Annotated in this window: 18 protein-coding genes, 6 tRNA genes and 1 other annotated feature; of the genes, 3 read left to right on the forward strand and 21 right to left on the reverse strand. The window is 45.8% G+C overall.

What is annotated here, in order from left to right; all coding sequences use genetic code 11:
• The first annotated feature begins 7 nt into the window (after positions 1-7).
• A tRNA-Thr gene (locus tag OCV62_RS04295) sits at positions 8-80 on the forward strand.
• Positions 81-178: 98 nt separating this feature from the next.
• Positions 179-251 (forward strand) — tRNA-Thr (locus OCV62_RS04300).
• A gap of 169 nt (positions 252-420) precedes the next feature.
• Here OCV62_RS04300 and tnpA read toward each other — a convergent pair.
• From tnpA to OCV62_RS04320, 4 genes are all read right to left on the reverse strand, one after another.
• Complete coding sequence (tnpA, locus tag OCV62_RS04305; protein WP_117962580.1) at positions 421-630, reverse strand: IS66 family insertion sequence element accessory protein TnpA; 210 nt, start codon at positions 628-630, stop codon at positions 421-423.
• A 510-nt stretch (positions 631-1,140) separates the two neighbouring features.
• Positions 1,141-2,400: an MFS transporter gene (locus OCV62_RS04310; RefSeq protein WP_262585319.1), complete on the reverse strand. Its 1,260-nt coding sequence runs from the start codon at positions 2,398-2,400 to the stop codon at positions 1,141-1,143.
• Between the two features lie 17 nt (positions 2,401-2,417).
• On the reverse strand, positions 2,418-3,449 hold the full coding sequence (locus tag OCV62_RS04315; RefSeq protein ID WP_330667238.1) for a radical SAM/SPASM domain-containing protein: 1,032 nt from the start codon (positions 3,447-3,449) through the stop codon (positions 2,418-2,420).
• The gene (locus OCV62_RS04320; protein WP_262585322.1) at positions 3,450-3,572 is read right to left on the reverse strand and encodes a hypothetical protein; all 123 of its coding nucleotides are present in this window, start codon (positions 3,570-3,572) and stop codon (positions 3,450-3,452) included. It abuts the gene before it with no gap.
• Positions 3,573-4,050: 478 nt separating this feature from the next.
• On the opposite strand from OCV62_RS04320, the gene OCV62_RS04325 reads away from it, so the two are divergent.
• Positions 4,051-4,362 (forward strand): hypothetical protein, encoded by a 312-nt coding sequence (locus tag OCV62_RS04325; RefSeq protein WP_262585324.1) that lies wholly within the window; start codon positions 4,051-4,053, stop codon positions 4,360-4,362.
• 353 nt (positions 4,363-4,715) lie between these two features.
• Here the strand turns inward: OCV62_RS04325 and OCV62_RS04330 are convergent, their stop codons facing one another.
• The 17 genes from OCV62_RS04330 to OCV62_RS04410 form a co-directional block, all read right to left on the reverse strand.
• Positions 4,716-5,840, reverse strand: coding sequence for an alpha/beta hydrolase-fold protein (locus OCV62_RS04330; RefSeq protein ID WP_262585326.1), 1,125 nt, complete (start codon positions 5,838-5,840; stop codon positions 4,716-4,718).
• Between the two features lie 6 nt (positions 5,841-5,846).
• The gene (sigH, locus tag OCV62_RS04335; RefSeq protein ID WP_117960564.1) at positions 5,847-6,497 is read right to left on the reverse strand and encodes an RNA polymerase sporulation sigma factor SigH; all 651 of its coding nucleotides are present in this window, start codon (positions 6,495-6,497) and stop codon (positions 5,847-5,849) included.
• Between the two features lie 38 nt (positions 6,498-6,535).
• Positions 6,536-7,276 (reverse strand): 23S rRNA (guanosine(2251)-2'-O)-methyltransferase RlmB, encoded by a 741-nt coding sequence (gene rlmB, locus OCV62_RS04340; protein WP_117960566.1) that lies wholly within the window; start codon positions 7,274-7,276, stop codon positions 6,536-6,538.
• Between the two features lie 20 nt (positions 7,277-7,296).
• Entirely contained in the window at positions 7,297-7,737 is a 441-nt protein-coding gene (locus OCV62_RS04345) for a Mini-ribonuclease 3 (RefSeq protein ID WP_117960568.1), read from the reverse strand.
• A complete protein-coding gene (cysS, locus tag OCV62_RS04350) occupies positions 7,722-9,131 on the reverse strand; it encodes a cysteine--tRNA ligase (RefSeq protein ID WP_262585329.1) in 1,410 nt (469 codons plus the stop codon). The genes OCV62_RS04345 and cysS overlap by 16 nt, the downstream gene beginning before the upstream one ends.
• Positions 9,118-9,834, reverse strand: coding sequence for a serine O-acetyltransferase (gene cysE, locus OCV62_RS04355; protein ID WP_262585330.1), 717 nt, complete (start codon positions 9,832-9,834; stop codon positions 9,118-9,120). Before cysE ends, cysS begins: the two co-directional genes overlap by 14 nt.
• Before the next feature lie 162 nt (positions 9,835-9,996).
• Positions 9,997-10,217: a binding site (T-box leader), on the reverse strand.
• 262 nt (positions 10,218-10,479) lie between these two features.
• Complete coding sequence (gene ispF / locus OCV62_RS04360) at positions 10,480-11,016, reverse strand: 2-C-methyl-D-erythritol 2,4-cyclodiphosphate synthase (RefSeq protein WP_021914399.1); 537 nt, start codon at positions 11,014-11,016, stop codon at positions 10,480-10,482.
• A 31-nt stretch (positions 11,017-11,047) separates the two neighbouring features.
• Positions 11,048-11,758 (reverse strand): response regulator, encoded by a 711-nt coding sequence (locus OCV62_RS04365; protein ID WP_262585334.1) that lies wholly within the window; start codon positions 11,756-11,758, stop codon positions 11,048-11,050.
• Positions 11,759-12,871, reverse strand: a complete 1,113-nt coding sequence (locus OCV62_RS04370; protein WP_262585335.1) for a sensor histidine kinase — start codon at positions 12,869-12,871, stop codon at positions 11,759-11,761.
• 117 nt (positions 12,872-12,988) lie between these two features.
• Positions 12,989-13,135: a hypothetical protein gene (locus tag OCV62_RS04375; protein ID WP_262585336.1), complete on the reverse strand. Its 147-nt coding sequence runs from the start codon at positions 13,133-13,135 to the stop codon at positions 12,989-12,991.
• 697 nt (positions 13,136-13,832) lie between these two features.
• On the reverse strand, positions 13,833-15,191 hold the full coding sequence (locus OCV62_RS04380) for an NCS2 family permease (RefSeq protein ID WP_262585338.1): 1,359 nt from the start codon (positions 15,189-15,191) through the stop codon (positions 13,833-13,835).
• 326 nt (positions 15,192-15,517) lie between these two features.
• Positions 15,518-15,591: transfer RNA gene (locus OCV62_RS04385), tRNA-Met, on the reverse strand.
• 12 nt (positions 15,592-15,603) lie between these two features.
• Positions 15,604-15,676: transfer RNA gene (locus tag OCV62_RS04390), tRNA-Val, on the reverse strand.
• Positions 15,677-15,914: 238 nt separating this feature from the next.
• Positions 15,915-15,988, reverse strand: a tRNA-Met gene (locus OCV62_RS04395).
• Positions 15,989-15,999: 11 nt separating this feature from the next.
• Positions 16,000-16,072, reverse strand: a tRNA-Val gene (locus OCV62_RS04400).
• A 280-nt stretch (positions 16,073-16,352) separates the two neighbouring features.
• Complete coding sequence (locus OCV62_RS04405; protein ID WP_262585339.1) at positions 16,353-16,964, reverse strand: GNAT family N-acetyltransferase; 612 nt, start codon at positions 16,962-16,964, stop codon at positions 16,353-16,355.
• A 72-nt stretch (positions 16,965-17,036) separates the two neighbouring features.
• Positions 17,037-17,162: a hypothetical protein gene (locus OCV62_RS04410; protein WP_262585341.1), complete on the reverse strand. Its 126-nt coding sequence runs from the start codon at positions 17,160-17,162 to the stop codon at positions 17,037-17,039.
• Between the last annotated feature and the right edge of the window lie 4 nt (positions 17,163-17,166).

Genomic DNA, 17,166 nt, shown 5'->3' on the forward strand with positions numbered 1-17,166 from the left:
TTCATAAGCTGCTGTGGCTCAGTCGGTAGAGCGTCGCATTGGTAGTGCGGAGGTCACGGGTCCGATTCCCGTCAGCAGCTCTTCTGTTTCTTTTAAAGAACAGAATAAAGCAGTTTCTTATTGACAGATTCGTTTTTGTCTGATAAGATATCTAACAGTGACTGCTACAATTTCATATGCTGCTGTGGCTCAGTCGGTAGAGCGTCGCATTGGTAGTGCGGAGGTCACGGGTCCGATTCCCGTCAGCAGCTTTTCAAGCATCTCAGAGGAATCTGAGGTGCTTTTTAGTTCATGACAATAGAATGCTCGCAGAGCGTGCATTCTATTGATATCAGACCGGTGTATTACGGTGTGCAAATGGTGATTTGTGGTGGAAAATCCAGATTTCACTCTGTGTCCACATGGTTTTTAGGGATTTTGTTATGTAAAGTCAAGGGTATTGGCTTTTCCAACCGGATCCGGTATCTGGCAGGCTCTTTTACGAAGACGCGTAACCGCATTGTAAAAAGAACTGGGAGAGATCCCGTGCTCAGTACACCATGCCGCATCCGTCAGACCGCTCTGCCTGCACTCAGTCACCAGTTTCATCCATTCATCCAGGGAACGCCCTGGGGCACGTTTGTCAGCCATAATGAAACCTCCATGTGTAGTGAATTTCTATCTCCTATCAACGGAATGGAGTAAAAATCTATTTCCTATCATCATTATGGACTACAAAATAGCCAGTGAAAAGTTACCCAGAAATTAAGCGCTTACCTTTTATATATTTCCAGACAACAGAAAAACCCGTAGAACCGAAGTTCTACGGGTATCTTACGTTTGGACACAACGTTATCTTGCGATAACAAATCTATATTCAGATTGTATTACTCGATGATTGTAGCAACTGTACCTGATCCTACTGTACGTCCACCTTCACGATACTTTAATATCATTTTACCTCATATTTTTTATGGTTTTCTCTCCAAAATACAGTGAAAAACGACTGATTTGTACTATTTATTTTTATTTGCCTGATTTCTTGGCACCGTTTTGGCACCGGAAGCCTCAGTCAAAAAGCTTCTCTTCTGTTGTTTATACTCTTCTCTATCAGCTTTAATTTATAGCCAAAAAGCAGCCAGTTTTTCATATAAATAATTTCTAATAACTTTTATCGCCTTTCTTCAAAGGAGAAAACGTAATCTTATTTGCCAAAAGAAAAAGAATTATTATTACAATACCAAATCCCACAAAAAGTGAACTTGTATCAACAACAGTAACTTTGTATATAATACTAATCACAAAAGATACCACTGGCGCGCATGCGTATGTAAGTGAAAATCGAATTGCAGAAACACGTCCTATATATTCTTTAGTAACTTCTTTTACAAATTTCACTTGTACATAAGTAATCATTAATCCCAATGCTGCACCAATTATTATCGAACCGATTAGCAACAGTAATTTTTGAGTTATAGGATTTGCAATATATTTTGAAACAAATGCAATAAAAACATAGTATACACCTAAAACAATTCCACAAAATGTAACAAGTGTATTATTTTTTTTCTCCTCTTTCATTTTTGCAAAAGTCAATGATCCCAAAATAGTACCAATAGTTACGCTTACACTTAGTAATGAAACAATTTTGGCATCTCCACTAAACATTTCTCTTGCAATCGGGGCGAGCAGTGCATCAAATGGAACCACTGCTGAATTAATTAGAATACATAAAAAACATAGTTTTAATAGCTTCTTATGGTCAAATACATAACTAAATCCACCTCTAAGCGAAATTAAATATTCTCTGCCAATTATTCGGTTTGTCTTCTTTTCTTCTTGAACAGAAAATTCTATTTTTACTATAAGCAACGCTGATATTAAAAATATCAAAGCATCTATCGCTAAAGAAATACCTATTCCAAATGAACTAATCACTATGCCTGACAAGCCAGTTCCAACTAATACTGCTATTTTGGTACAAGACACATTGACACTTACACCTTTATCATAATGTTCATTAGGAAGTACATGCTGAATAACTGCTACCCCTGCTGGCATATGAAATGCTTCTATTAATGAAATGGATATTGTCATAAAAACCAATATTAATGGTGAAAGCATGTTTTGTGTATATACATATAATATATACAAAACTAACAGAACTCGAGCTATATCTGAAAGTACTAACACTTTCTTTTTATTCATATTCTCGACTAATGGACCTATAAATGGTTGAATAATTACAGAAGTAGCTTGATTAATACCAAAAATAATCGCAGACCACCCTGCACTATTTGTAAGTAAATATACCAACCATGTAAAAAGTATTGTATCTAATGAATCACCACAGCGGTTAATAATATTAGAAGTCAGCAGATAAACATAATTGTGGTTATGATATAACTCATGTTTATTCATATTTGTTACCTCTCTAATCATAATTTAGATTGTTTAATTTCGCAAGCTATCTTATAAAGATCCTGATGTTTTAAAGCCGCTGCTTTTTCTATAACATTATCAATTTCTGATATATCATTAAGTGATTCCAAATATTTTTTCCATTTTTTCATTTCAACATTATATGCACAGTATCTATTTTCACTTTCAAATGAGCCGTTAATGCAATAACGACTATTACTACATCCTCCTAAGCATCGTTCTGTATAACGACATTCTCTGCAAAATCCTTTTAACTTACTACTATCAAAATTTCTATTCCACTTAAAAGAGTCCGGACTTTCCCAAATCGACTTTAAAGATTTTTCACGAATATTTCCCGCTACTAATGTTTTATCTCTAATAGAAGTACAAGCAACAATATCTCCATTATGCAGAATACCAATTACATGCTTTCCTGCTCCACAACCTGTCCAAGACCAATTATCATTAAGAAAATTCTCATTTACTTTTATATCTTTATTGCTATAATAACCTATGCAATCTGCCAAAACAATTAACAACTTACCTCCAATTTTATTATATGCAAAATCAATAATAGAAAGAATATCTTGAGGTTCTATAAGCCATTCTGGGCGTTTTGCAAAATTCCCCATTGGTAATGCAATCTGTAACTGCCAACTATTAACTCCCAAATCACTTAATAATTGATATAGTTCTTCCAATTCACATATATTTTCTTTATTTATTGAAGTTATTACTGATGTCGAAATATTATTTTTTCTTAATTCTTTCAATGCTTTAATACTTTTATTGAATGATCCCGATCTCCGTATAAAATCGTGAGTTTTTTCAAGACCATCAATACTTAAACAGACACTTCTAATTCCTGATGTTATCGCATTATGAATAAAGTTTTCATCAATCAACCAACCATTTGTAATAATACTTGTTATTATGCCATTATCTACTAATCTTTTCGCAATAATATGCCAGTCACTACGTGTCGTAGGTTCCCCTCCAGATAATGTAATAACTTTTAATCCCAAATCTTTTAATTGGTCACACACCTAAAGAGCTTCTGATGTATTCAACTCATCGGGTAGCGCTTCTGCACAACTTGAACCGCAATGTTTACAACGCATATTACAACCCATTGTTATTTCCCATACAGCTGTAGTTAATTTATTCATATATTCTCTCCTATAATCCTTTTTAAATAAAAAAGACCTACTCTATATTTCTTTTTACATAGAGCAAGTCTTTTCTACAAACTACATTCTCACACCTGTTCCGTACATAACTGGTCCAAATAAGTTCTTAGAGGTTTTTAATTCAGAAATCTCTACAAACTCCAAGCTCAATTCTTCAAGATTAAACATTTTTATCCACCTCCCGTTTATTGAATTTATCTTAAGAATACATCTCTTATTTTCAAATGTCAAGTTATTTTCATTATTTTTTCCAAATTTCGAGTTCAAATTCTCGTTTTATTTGTAACATATTTTCCATTTTCTACGCATACATCAGATCTCTTAACCACTTATAAATGTCCGTAAAATTGCAAAAGCAACTGGAATCAGTGCTACAACCTTATATTCAATCATTCAAAAAGATTCCAATATTCGATTTGATTTTGCTTTAAGACTTGCAAACGAATTGCAAATTGATGTGAATGAGATATGTTCTGCCAGTCCATTTTCTGACACAATTAAGGAAGAAGAGATTTATCCTACACTTCCAGACGGTTTGAACGGAGCCTTAGACGCAAGTCGTGTAAAGACTTACTTAAAAAATTCTATGTATCCGTTGATGTATCTTTTTGGCAAAAATAGTATGCCTGATGTAGATAATCTACTTACATCATTCTATCAGCTTGATGATGAAGCCAGACAGGAAGTTGTAGAAACAATCCGTCTGAAACTGCAATATCATCGAGATCCGAAACGTGCTGAACAGATCAAGCAGATTAAAGGTTGGTAAAAAATCACTCCTGTGAATGGCAAACATTCGCAGGAGTTTCTTTTTGGGCACCGTTTTGGCACCACTGGTCTTATTTTTCAATTTTAAATTTATCTGTATTTTATCTTGCTGATAAATATTTCGCTATTTCTCTACTTATAATTTTTCAAATCATTCTCTCTTTAAGATACAGAAAAACCCGTAGAACCGAAGTTCTACGGGTATCTTACGTTTGGACACAACGTTATCTTGCGATAACAAATCTATATTCAGATTGTATTACTCGATGATTGTAGCAACTGTACCTGATCCTACTGTACGTCCACCTTCACGTATTGCGACTCGCGGCGCACAAACGTCCGCGAAGCCATTCTTTACCTTATTTCCTGTGTCCGAAACAGCATCGGCAAAAATTCTGCCGCACACTTTCTCCACACATTCCAGTCGTGTCCGCCCTCGTAGACCCGGCGCACCTGCTTAAAGCCGTAATCCTCGCAGAGCTGATCCTCCTGCATAAACCACGAAAAGAAGGAATCCTCACGCCCCATCGCACGGAACAGAAGTCTCGTATTCTGATTGAATGCCTCTACGTCCGCAAACGCCTGCATCAAATGGCTGTCCGCAATTTCCTCCACACCGATATAATTGCGCAGAAAGCCGGAAAAAAGCCCGATCCAGGCAAATTTTTCCGGATAGGAAAACGCTGCCATGGCCGCCTGCATCGATCCCATCGAAAGCCCGGCGACCGCACAGTTTTCCCGTCCCGTCAGTACGCGGTAACGCGCCTCTACATACGGCATCAGATCCTGCGTCAGAAATTTCGTAAACAATGACGGATTGATTTTTTTCTCCGGATCTCCGTCCTCGGACATCATCCCGTCCGCCATGACGATCAGCATCGGCATGACTTTTTTCTCAGAAAGAAAGTTGTCCATCATCCAGCCGATTCTTCCCTGCCAGACCCAGCTTCCCTCATTTTCTCCGAAACCGTGCTGCAGATACAGCACCGGAAGCCGCAGCTGATCCCGGTCATATCCGGGCGGCGCATACACCAAACAGCTTTCCGTCTGTCCCGTCACTTCAGAATAAAAATATTCATGCCGGATGCTCCCATGTAGAACGTCCTTTAAACGGCACGCTTCCATGACCGGTCCGATTTCCAGATAATTGCACGGTCTGGAATGCCCGTAGCCGATGGGCAAATAGGGACTCGCGATCTCAACGCTGTCCACATACAACGCCGCATAATAAAAGCCAGGCTCCAGCGGCAGCGTCACCTCCCAGAGATTGCGCTCCACCTCCAGCAGGATATAGGTATCCTGCCCTATGACGATCTTTACGTCGCAGGCATTTTTCATCCAGAGCTTCAAAAAAGGCGTTCCATCCTGTCGATAAAAAATTCCCTGCTCCGGCTGCTTTTCATGCAGTGCGGTCAGGGACGCAGGATAGGGTCTGTGAAAGGAAACCGCCTGATCCTGCAAAAACAGATTTTCCGTCATATGTACTCATTCCTCTCCTTTGGACGGGCGCAGCACTTCCTTTTCCTGCTCCGTCTTTTTATCCAGCGCCCGGCGCAGCTTTCCGCGGCTGCGCTGCAGGGCGTTATCCGTACTTTTCCCGTCTCTGCCGAGCACCTTTGCGATCTCCCGGTAGCCCATGCCGGTCAGGTGCAGATCCATGACCTGCTTTTCTAACGGCGTCAGCTCCTGCTCGATCGTTTCTTCCAGAAGTCTCGTGTTTTCCTGATCGATGACAAGCTCCTCCGGACTTTTTTCCCAGACATCCTCCGGCTCATACGCCTGTTTGTCCTCGTCCCGGTCCTCCGGCTGGCTCAATGAGACATAATGATTTAAGGGCGCATGCTTTTTGCGTGCGCCCGCCTCTACTGCCGTATAAATCTGTCTGGAAATACAAAGGTCTGCAAAGGTGGAAAAAGACGCGTCCCTGTCTTTTTCATAATCCCGCACCGCCTTGAACAGCCCGATCATTCCCTCCTGGATCAGATCCTCCTGATCCGCGCCCGGAAGATACATCAAACGCGCCTTTCTCCGCACCAGATCCTTATATTTTTCCATCAGATAATCCATGACGCTGCCATCGCCGTCCCGCAGCCTCCGGATCAGTTCATCGTCCTGACATTCTTCGTATTTTTTCATGCTTCCTGCCAATTTCGCCAATTTTCTCTCAGATGCCCTTACTGCAGACGCTGACGCACAATTTCATAAGCCAGAACACCCGCTGCCACGGAAGCGTTCAGAGAATCGATATCGCCTTTCATCGGAATGGATGCGACCATGTCGCATTTCTCCTTCACAAGACGTCCAACGCCCTCTCCTTCATTGCCGATAACAAGTCCGATCGGCCCTTTTAAATTCAGGTCATACATCGTCGTGCCGCCCATATCTGCACAGACAAACCAGATGCCCTCTTTCTTGAGCTCTTCGATGGTCTTTGCGAGGTTCGTCACCCTTGCCACCGGAGTAAAGTTAAGCGCTCCTGCACTGGTTTTTGCCACAACCGCCGTCAGCCCTGCCGCCCGGTTTTTGGGAACGATCACGCCGTGTGCGCCCGCCAGGTTGGCGGTTCGGATAATCGCGCCGAGGTTGTGCGGATCTTCGATGTTATCCAGTAAAAATAAAAACGGTGCTTCGCCTTTTTGACGGGCATTGTCCAGAATCTCTTCCACAGTCGCATATTCGTAAGCCGCCGCATAGGCAATGACACCCTGATGCTTTCCGGTTTCAGAAAGCTGATCCAGGCGTTCCTTTGTTACAAATTTAACAGGCGTCTGTTTCGCCTTTGCTTCCCGTTTGATCGTCAGGATCGGTCCGTCCTGGCAGCCGTCCAGAATGAACAGCTTGTCGATCGGACGTCCTGCCCGGTACGCCTCGATCACCGCATTTCTGCCTTCTATTGTAAATTCTTCATAACGCATCTGCGTGCTCTCCTATTTGATCATATTTGCTGCCCGGTCAGCTCCAGCCCTTTCGCAATCAGCCAAAGCAGCCGGTCGGTCTGGTCGGTCAGGTATAAAAATCCATACAGTGCTTCCAATCCGGTCGCCTTGCGGTAATCCCCGATCGATGCATTTTTGGCTGCTGAATGGGAATGGGCGTTCCGCCCTCTGCGGTAAACTGCCTGCTCTTCTGCAGTCAGCTCCTCCATCAGCGCATCCGCCTGTGCTGCCTGCGCCTGCGCCTTTACGATGGAGCTCTTTTTGGTATGCAGGACGCCGGGTGCAGTATTGCCGCGCTCCACAACGATCGTGCGGATGACCAGATCATAGATGCAGTCCCCGACAAACGCCAGTGTCAGCGGGGAATAGGTCCGGATGTCCACCCGATCGCATACAAATTTCTTCCGGATTGCGCCAAGCAGGCTCAGGCTCTCTTCCATTTTACGCCCTCTCTGGTATCCTCCAGCACGATGCCCATATCCAGAAGCTGCTGTCTGATTTCATCTGCGCGCGCGAAGTTTTTCGCTTTGCGGGCAGCCTGACGCTCTTCAATCAGAGCCTCCACGTCTGCATCCAGCAGCTCTTCCTTTTTCTCTACGATCAGACCGCAGACATCGCTGAGGGTTGTGATCTTTTCTTTCAGAGCCTCCCAGAATGCCTTGGTGTGCTCTGTATCACCGCAGGTGTTGGCAAATTTTACCAGCTCGAAGATCGCTGCGATTGCATCCGCGGTGTTGAAATCATCGTCCATCGCCTGATCAAATTTCGCTTCAAATCCTGCTGCCTGCGCAAGAAGCTCCTTCTCCTGCTCTGTCAGCTCGCTGTCTTCTGCGTTCTGCGCCTTAAACTGCAGAGTAGCAACTGCAGTGCGGATTCTTTCCAGGCTGTTTGCAGCGGCCTCCATCAGCTCTGCGCTGAAATTTAAGGGGCTTCTGTAGTGGGCGGAAAGCATGAAGAAGCGCAGCACCATCGGATCATATTTTGCAACGATATCGCGGACGGTAAAGAAATTGCCCGCAGATTTGCTCATCTTGTGGTTGTCGATATTTAAAAAGGCATTATGCATCCAATAATGTGCGAAGGGTTTTCCGTTTGCAGCCTCGGACTGCGCGATTTCGTTTTCATGATGCGGGAAAATCAGATCTTCGCCGCCTGCATGGATGTCAATTTCATCCCCCAGATACTTTTTGCTCATGACGGAGCACTCAATGTGCCAGCCCGGTCTGCCGTCGCACCACGGGGATTTCCAGAAAGGCTCGCCCTCTTTTTTGGGCTTCCAGAGGACAAAATCCAGCGGATCTTCCTTCTGGTCTGCACCGGAAACCAGCAGGGAACGCTTGCCGCCCTCTAAGTCATCCAGATTTTTGTGGGAAAGCTTGCCGTAATCCTTGAAGCTTCTGACACGGTAGTAAACCGTGCCATCTTCCGCTGCATAGGCATAGCCTTTTTCGATCAGCGTGCGGATCATCTCTTCCATGCCGCAGATCTCCTGTGTAGCCTGAGGATGGGTTGTTGCCGGACGGACATTTAAGGAAGCCATATCCTTTTTGCACTCTGCAATATAGCGTTCGGAAATGACATTCGCATCTACGCCCTCTTCTACCGCTTTTTTGATGATTTTATCGTCCACGTCGGTGAAGTTGCTGACATAGTTTACCTCGTAGCCCTTATGCTCCATATAGCGGCGCACGGTGTCAAACACGATCATCGGACGCGCATTTCCGATATGAATAAAGTTGTAAACGGTCGGACCGCATACATACATGCGTACCTTTCCGGGCTCGATCGGTACAAATTCTTCTTTTTTCTTTGTCAATGTATTATAAATTTTCATTCTGTTTTTCGTTTCCTTTCGTATTGTTTTTCGATTCCTTTTCTTTTTCCAGACGCTTCACTTCCACTTCCAGCTCGAGAACCCGGTTGATCAGCTCGCTGTTTGCTTTCTGCAGCGTCATAATGTCCTCCCGCACCGGATCTGGTAAATGCACCTGATCCAGAGTTTCCCGCGGGAGCGGCTGATTGTACCGGCGCACCACTCTGCCCGGGACACCGACTACCGTAGAGTTGGGAGGCACCGCTGAAAGCACGACGCTTCCCGCACCGATCTTGGAATTTTCCCCAATTGTAAAGGATCCAAGCACCTTCGCGCCCGCGCTGATCATGACATTATCGCCGACAGTCGGATGACGCTTTCCCTGCTCCTTTCCGGTTCCGCCCAGTGTCACACCCTGATACAGGGTCACATTATTGCCGATCTCTGCGGTTTCTCCAATGATAACGCCGTTTCCGTGGTCGATAAAGAAGCCTTTTCCGATTTTCGCACCCGGATGGATTTCAATGCCGGTTTTGCGCACCGCGCGCTGTGAAATCCATCTCGCCAGGAAATAATGCCCGGACAGATACAGTTTATGCGCCACACGGTAGTGCAGCATCGCCCGGAAACTCGGATATAAAAAAACTTCCATGGAAGAATGAATCGCCGGATCCCGCTCTCTGATCAGCCGGATCTCTTCTTTTACATTTCCGATGATTCCCATATCCGAAACTCTCCTTTCCCTTTTCTCGAATAATCACAGCAGTTCCCAACGTCTCGTGTATGCTATGCACGGACTTTGGAGCATTGCTTTGCAATATACAATAGAATACACGCTCTGTGAACCTTCTATTGTCATAAAAAAAGGAATTTTTCGCCTCTGTAGCCTAGAGACGAAAAATTCCGCGGTTCCACTCTGTTTCAGGATTCCAAATCCTGCCCTCAGGCGCGTAACGTGCGCAATTCGTACTCTGCTCATGCCGTCGGCTTCGCAGAATCTGCTCCCGGATGCACTTTCTGCACAGACCTGCGGGGACTGCTCTCAGCCAATGGCATTCCCTCTCTGGCGCCGTCTATCTGCATACTCTTTCCGTTCCATGCATTTTCCAATCTGTTCATTTCAGCGATATCGCAGATGCTCCGGCTTTGGCGATTCGCGACTTCCCGAAGTATCTGCACAACTATAATTAGGATAAAAAATTTTCTTCTCTTTGTCAAGGGCTGCCGGTGTTTTTGTTCCGCCTGCGCTGAGTAGGGTAGTGTCCCCTTTTCTTATTTTATGCAGCGAGCGAGGGCTTCGATGCCAGCTTTGACAGCTGCCCCAACGTTCCCGTCACTTTACAAAGATTGCGCCATGCGACAGGCAGACTTACTGCACGCCACAACCGCCGCAGCCGCCGCAGCCGCTGGTCACATTCTGGTCGTAGAGTCCCATCGGACTGTTTAACAGACAGATCGCCTGCGCAGAAATACCCTCTCCGGCTCCGGTAAAGCCAAGTCCTTCCTCGGTCGTCGCCTTTACATTGATCTGCGATACGTCGATTTTGAGCGCATCCGCCATGTTCTGGCGCATCTGATCGATGTGCGGGCGCATCTTCGGCGCCTGGGCGATGATCGTCGCATCGATATTTTCAATTAGAAAGCAGTGCTCTTCCAGCAGCTCCCCTACTTTCTGCAAAAGCAGAATGCTGCTGATTCCCTTATAGGCGGGATCTGTATCCGGAAAATGCTTACCGATATCGCCGAGTGCTGCTGCTCCAAGCAGGGCGTCCATCACGGCATGTACGAGCACATCCGCATCAGAATGTCCTAAAAGTCCCTTTTCATACGGGATTTCCACGCCGCCCATAATCAGTTTGCAACCCTCCTGCAATCTATGCACATCATATCCCATTCCAATTCGCATCTTTTCTTTTCCTCCTGTTTTCGCGTCTTGATCAGCCCTCCGGCTCGATCATCCGGTAGCCGACGCCGATTTCTGTAAAAATATACTCCGGCTGTGCCGGATTTTTCTCAAGCTTACGTCGGATATTCGCCATGTTGACCCGCAGAATCCGGTTATTATTTTCCATGTTTGGTCCCCAGATTTCCCGGATCATAAAATCATAGGTCAGAACCTTTCCCGCATAACGGCTCAAAAGGCTCACCAGCCGAAACTCATTCTGTGTCAGGTTCAGATCTAAGCCGCCCTTATAGGCACGATGTTTATCGTAATCGATCAGCAGGTCTTTCGCCTCAAAAACGCCCGTCATTCCACCTGCCGGTCCCTGATAGCCAGTTCTCGAATGACGGATCGCTGCCCGGATTCTCGCCAGCATTTCCGATGTTCCAAACGGCTTCGTGATATAATCGTCCGCTCCGAGGTCCAGTGCCTCCACCTTGTCCTTTTCATGGCTCCGCGCAGAAATCACAACGACCGGCATGCCCGACCATTTCCGAAGTCTGCTCAAAATTTCCATACCATCTATATCCGGAAGCCCAAGATCCAGAATCACCAGATCCGGACACTGGGATGTAATCAGGCTGTAGCCCTCCTCGCCGGTATCCGCCGAAATGACATCGTAACGGTTCGCTTCCAGAATTGTCCGGAAAAATTTGCGGATGCTTCGGTCATCCTCGATAATCAGAATTCTGTCCCTTACTTCCATTCAGGCTTCCTCCATCCAGTTTTCTTCCTGACAGGGCAGCCAGAACTGGATCCTCGCTCCCCTGTGCGCCGCCATATTTTCCGCCTTCATGTCGCCCTGATGCGCCTGAATAATGCTCATGCAGACCGATAGTCCGATCCCCATGCTCCGTTTTCCATCGCTCGCAGCATGATCGCCGGTCGGAAGCTGTCCTTCGAAAATAATCGGCAAAATCGCCGGATCAATTCCCTTTCCGTTATCCTCCACGCAGAACAGCACCCGTTCCGGCAGTTTTTGAACGGATATTCGTATTTTTGTGGTTTTTTTCCCATGTATCGCAGAATTTTCCATCAGGTTTACCAAAACCTGCTCCACCAAAATGCCGTCCATCGGAGCCATCACGACCTCCTCCGGCATGCTCGTTTCTACTTCGATCTGCGCAAACTGCTTCTGGAACTTCCCAACCGCCCCGCCTACGACCTCTTCTACGACCTCCCAGGTCGTCTGAAGCTGCGCACGATCCCCGTTAATTCGCGTGATCGAAAGCAGGTTTTCCACCATCCGGATCAGCCACCGGGATTCGTCGCGAATACCTTCTAAAAGCTCCACCTTCTCCTGCCGTCCCAGCGCGTCGTAATTGTCTAAAATTCCCGACGCGGATGCCTGAATTGACGTCAGAGGCGTCCGGATATCGTGGGACACTGCCCGCAACAGATTGGCGCGTGTCTTTTCTTTTTCCACTTCCAGACGTATCTGCTCCTGCCATTTAATCTGCGTCGTCAGCGCGCTCACCATAACCGCCGTCGCCAGCATCACCACAAAGGTCAGCGGATAGCCTGTAATCGAAAAATTCAACTCAAAGTACGGGTAGGTGAACACATAATTGACCAAAACCACCGCAGCCATCGCTGACAGAATCCCATAAACATATCCTTCCGTGAACCGCGCCACAATCACGACCGCAAGCACGAACAGCAGCGGCACATGCGTATCCGCCTCTGAAAAATGCTGCAGTGCCAGACATACAATCGTCGCAGCGCCCATAATGCCCACCGTGATCAGGATGTTTCTTAGGATCGTCCGCCCTTTTTGTTCCGGGTTCTGTTTTCGTTCTATCATATTCTTTCTCTGCATCAGTGTTCTCCGAATGCCTTTCTCTTCTGTATCTTACCATATCTTTCTGCAAAATGGGGAAAAAAATCCCGCCGGCGGACTGTCTCTATCTGCGGCGGGACTGCTTTTTGCAATTTTTTAAGCGTATAAGGATTTTCCATGAACAACCTTTCCGTATATTTTCTGTGCCAGCACCACAACCAGGCTCACGCACAGGTACAGGGTGGGAAGTCCGCCCAGAATTCCCATTACCACAAGCATAATCGCACCAAAAATCTGACTCATTTTTTCTTTACCCCGCTTTCTGCATATTCTCTCCGTAACGCTTTTTTGCGTGTCCGGGATTTCAAAAAGCATCATACCAAACCAGCTTTTTTTCTTCCATAGATTCGACACACCCTTAACATCTGCTTAGCTTTCTGCAGGCTTTCTTAGCGGCTTCTGAACAATCAGTTCCCCGATTATTTTTCTGTACATAAACCGTTCACAAAGTTTTCATCTTTCGGTCAGACTCCTGTCACATCTGACTTGTATGATAAGAGCATAGATAAAGAAAAACTTTTTCTGAAATACTTCTTTTTCATACCAGCCGGCAGGAGCACACCTGCCGGCCCTCCTTTTGTTATTCCATCGACAGTCACATAAAAAAGAATGTGCCTTGGCACATTCTCGCGCCGAGGCGCGGTTGCCTCGGCAACCATCTACCCTTGCGCCGAGTGCGCATCCTCGCGGAGTTTTTTTGTCGTATGGAAACGAAGTTTCCTATACGACAAAAAAGCCGTGTGTCCGGCACAGCATCTTTCGATGCCTGCCAAAACACACGGCTTTTTTATTCATGACAATAGAATGTTCGCGGAGCGTGCATTCTATTGTTGCAGCTGCAGGATAGAGGTTTTCTCTTATTCGCCGCCTTTTTCAAATCATTTCGAAGTTGTTCTCAGTATGAATTATGCTTCAGATTTTCAGTAAAGAATCCCGTATCTTACAGGAAAATGTATTTCAAAATAAACAGCACTGCCAGTACCCACATCAGAGGGGTAATCTTTTTTGCCTTACCAGCTACTGCATTCAGTACAACGAAGGAAATAACGCCGAACGAAATACCTTCAGAAATAGAATACATGAAGGGCATTGCAAAAATGCAGATGAATGCAGGAATTGCTTCCAGCATATCGCTCCAGTTGATCTTCGCTACAGACTGCATCATGAAGAAACCAACAACGATCAGTGCAGGAGCAGTTGCAAAGGAAGGAATTGCAAGGAAGATCGGAGAGAAGAACAGTGCCAGGATGAACAGTAATCCGGAAACAATAGAGGTCAGACCTGTTCTGCCGCCTTCTGCAATACCGGAAGAAGACTCTACGAAAGTAGTGATGGTAGAGGTACCCAGGCATGCACCAACGGTTGTACCTACAGCGTCAGCCATCAGAGCACCCTTGATGCCAGGCAGCTTGCCTTCTTTGTCCAGCATGTTTGCCTTTGTCGCACATCCGATCAGAGTTCCCAGTGTGTCGAAGATATCAACAAACAGGAATGCAAATACTACAACAACAAAGTTCAGAGATGCAATTGCAGAGAAATCCATCTTGAACAGGGTCGGTGCAACAGATGCAGGTGCGGAAATGATGCCGCTGGGGATCAGGCTGTAGAAACCAGCTTCTGCATTCGGAACATACAAGCCTGTCAGCTGACAGATAATACCCAGTACCCATGTGATCAGGATACCCAGCAGGATGTTGCCCTTTACGTTCTTGATCACCAGGAAGGCTGTGATCAGCAGACCAATCAGTGCCAGTACCACGGTAATGCCTTCGGACTGGAAGGTGCCTGCTTTTACAGAGCCATTAAAGGAGAACAGACCTACCAGTGTGGAACCATCCACTACGATATGTGCATTCTGCAGACCAATAAAGGTGATGAACAGACCAATACCAACAGATACTGCAACCTTCAGGCTCGCAGGAATCGCATTAAAGATTGCTTCACGCACATTTGTCAGGGACAGGATAATAAAGATAATACCCTCAACAAATACTGCAGTCAGAGCAACTTCCCAGCTGTAACCCATGCCCAGGACAACCGTATAGGCGAAGTAAGCATTCAGACCCATACCAGCGGAAAGTACGAAGGGCAGGTTAGCAAACAGTGCCATACAGAAAGAGCCGATTGCAGATGCCAGCGCAGTTGCTGTAAAAATAGCACCTGTATCCATTCCGGTTGCGCCGAGGATGCTCGGGTTAACCGCAAGGATATACGCCATGGTCATGAAAGTTGTGAGACCGGCGATGACTTCTGTCTTCACGTCGGTGCCGTGTTCTTTCAGTTTAAAAAAGTTTTCCATCGTTTATCTCCTCCTCATACTGATAACAAACAAGTCCAGTGTAACACAGTTTTCCGGATTTGGCTTTCCCTTTTTCATTTTTTTTTAAATTTTACCGAAAGCTGCATTATCACGTGATCCACATAGTTTCCTCGCGCCATTCGCAAAAGCGCATCTTCGATGCTTTTCGCTGCGCTACAACGCAGCTCCTTTTGCTCATGAATTGGCGCTCTCTTTTCAGCTTTCTGGTTACAGATTCTCATGCAAGCATGGAATCTGTAACCAGAAAGCTGCGAGTAAACTGGTAAAACAAAAACGCTCCGGATTTCTCCGAAGCGTTCCAATCATAGCGAGAGGGGGATTCGAACCCTCGACACTGCGGGTATGAACCGCATGCTCTAGCCAACTGAGCTATCTCGCCATAAAATAGATATGGGGCCTATAGGGCTCGAACCTATGACCCTCTGCTTGTAAGGCAGATGCTCTCCCAGCTGAGCTAAGACCCCATAATTTCTGCTGCAGGTGCATCACCTGCAACCGACTTTGTTAGTATACAAAACAATGCAGAATTTGTCAACAGTTATTTTCAAGTTTTTATTCTGCTGCTTTTTATGGCACGGCTCAGTTCACCGCATCCGTTCGCCCACGTGATTCCCCGAACGTTCACCGCGTCATTGGCGCAGCTCCTTTTGCTTGTGAACTGGTAAAACAAAACGCTCCGGATTTTTCCGAAGCGTTCTACCATAGCGAGAGGGGGATTCGAACCCTCGACACTGCGGGTATGAACCGCATGCTCTAGCCAACTGAGCTATCTCGCCACAAATATATATGGGGCCTATAGGGCTCGAACCTATGACCCTCTGCTTGTAAGGCAGATGCTCTCCCAGCTGAGCTAAGACCCCATAATTGTTTGTCGCTCTTCGCGACTGCTTGATTATAATATCAAAGGTTTCTGAAAAAGTCAATGGGTAATTTTATTTTTTTACAGTTCACACGCAGCTTCCCGGGTACAGATTCCATGCTTGCATGAGAATCTGTGCATGGGAAGCTACGAAGGGAGCGCCATTCTATGAGCAAAAGGAGCTGCGTAGCAGCGGAAAGCCTCGCAGAGGCGTTTTTGCGAATGGCGCGGGTGAACTGTAACTTTTCAGCAGTTCACTCGTAGCTTCCCGGGTACAGATTTCATGCTCGCATGAGAATCTGTGCATGGGAAGCTACGAAGGGCAGCACCATCATAATTTCATCCGCATAGCTTCCGTCCGGGAGCTTGAAGGCATTGGGCATTCTGCCGACCTCCTGAAATCCCAGCTTCTGATATAAATGGAGTGCACTGCTGTTGTCCGAAAATACGCCAAGCTCCAGCTGTTCATAGCCAGCCTTGCGCGCCAGATCAATCGCGCCGTTTATGAGCACCGTTCCCAGACCGGTATTCCAGTATTCCTGAACTACTGCAATTCCAAGGCTCGCCCGATGGCGCACCTTAAACCGTTCCCCGATGGGAAATATACCCACATTTCCAACAACACTTCCATCCTGAGTCAGTGCCCCCAGCATAAATGTCTGCTTTGATTCTCTCGTATTCTGCAGAATTTTTCGCTCGTTCTCCAGCGTATAAACCGCTTCCTCCGGAAGACGCATCAGAAAATGGGTCTCCTGTGCTGTTTTCTGTAAGTAAACCAGCATGGCTTCTGCATCTCCAGCATTCAGCTGCCGCACAAAAACCTCTCTTTTGTCCTTTAACACCAGCTTCCTTGCTGTCTCATAATACAGATCTGCTGTCATAGCTTTCCTCATTTCTGTACACATTTTTTGCGCATGTCGAGTTTGTGTCAAGTGCGCAGACACAAATCTCGCGATTGAAAAATTTTATTTTTCAATCTTTTCCTCCTGTCTGTGCTTCTGCTGCATCTTTATATCATGAACTTCGTTCATGATCGGCATTCGCCGTTCGCGATGAGCAAGCTTCGCCTGTTCCCGCTCACTTGCGCTCATTATA

The sequence above is a fragment of the Gallintestinimicrobium propionicum genome (assembly GCF_025567525.1).
Taxonomy (GTDB): domain Bacteria; phylum Bacillota; class Clostridia; order Lachnospirales; family Lachnospiraceae; genus Gallintestinimicrobium; species Gallintestinimicrobium propionicum.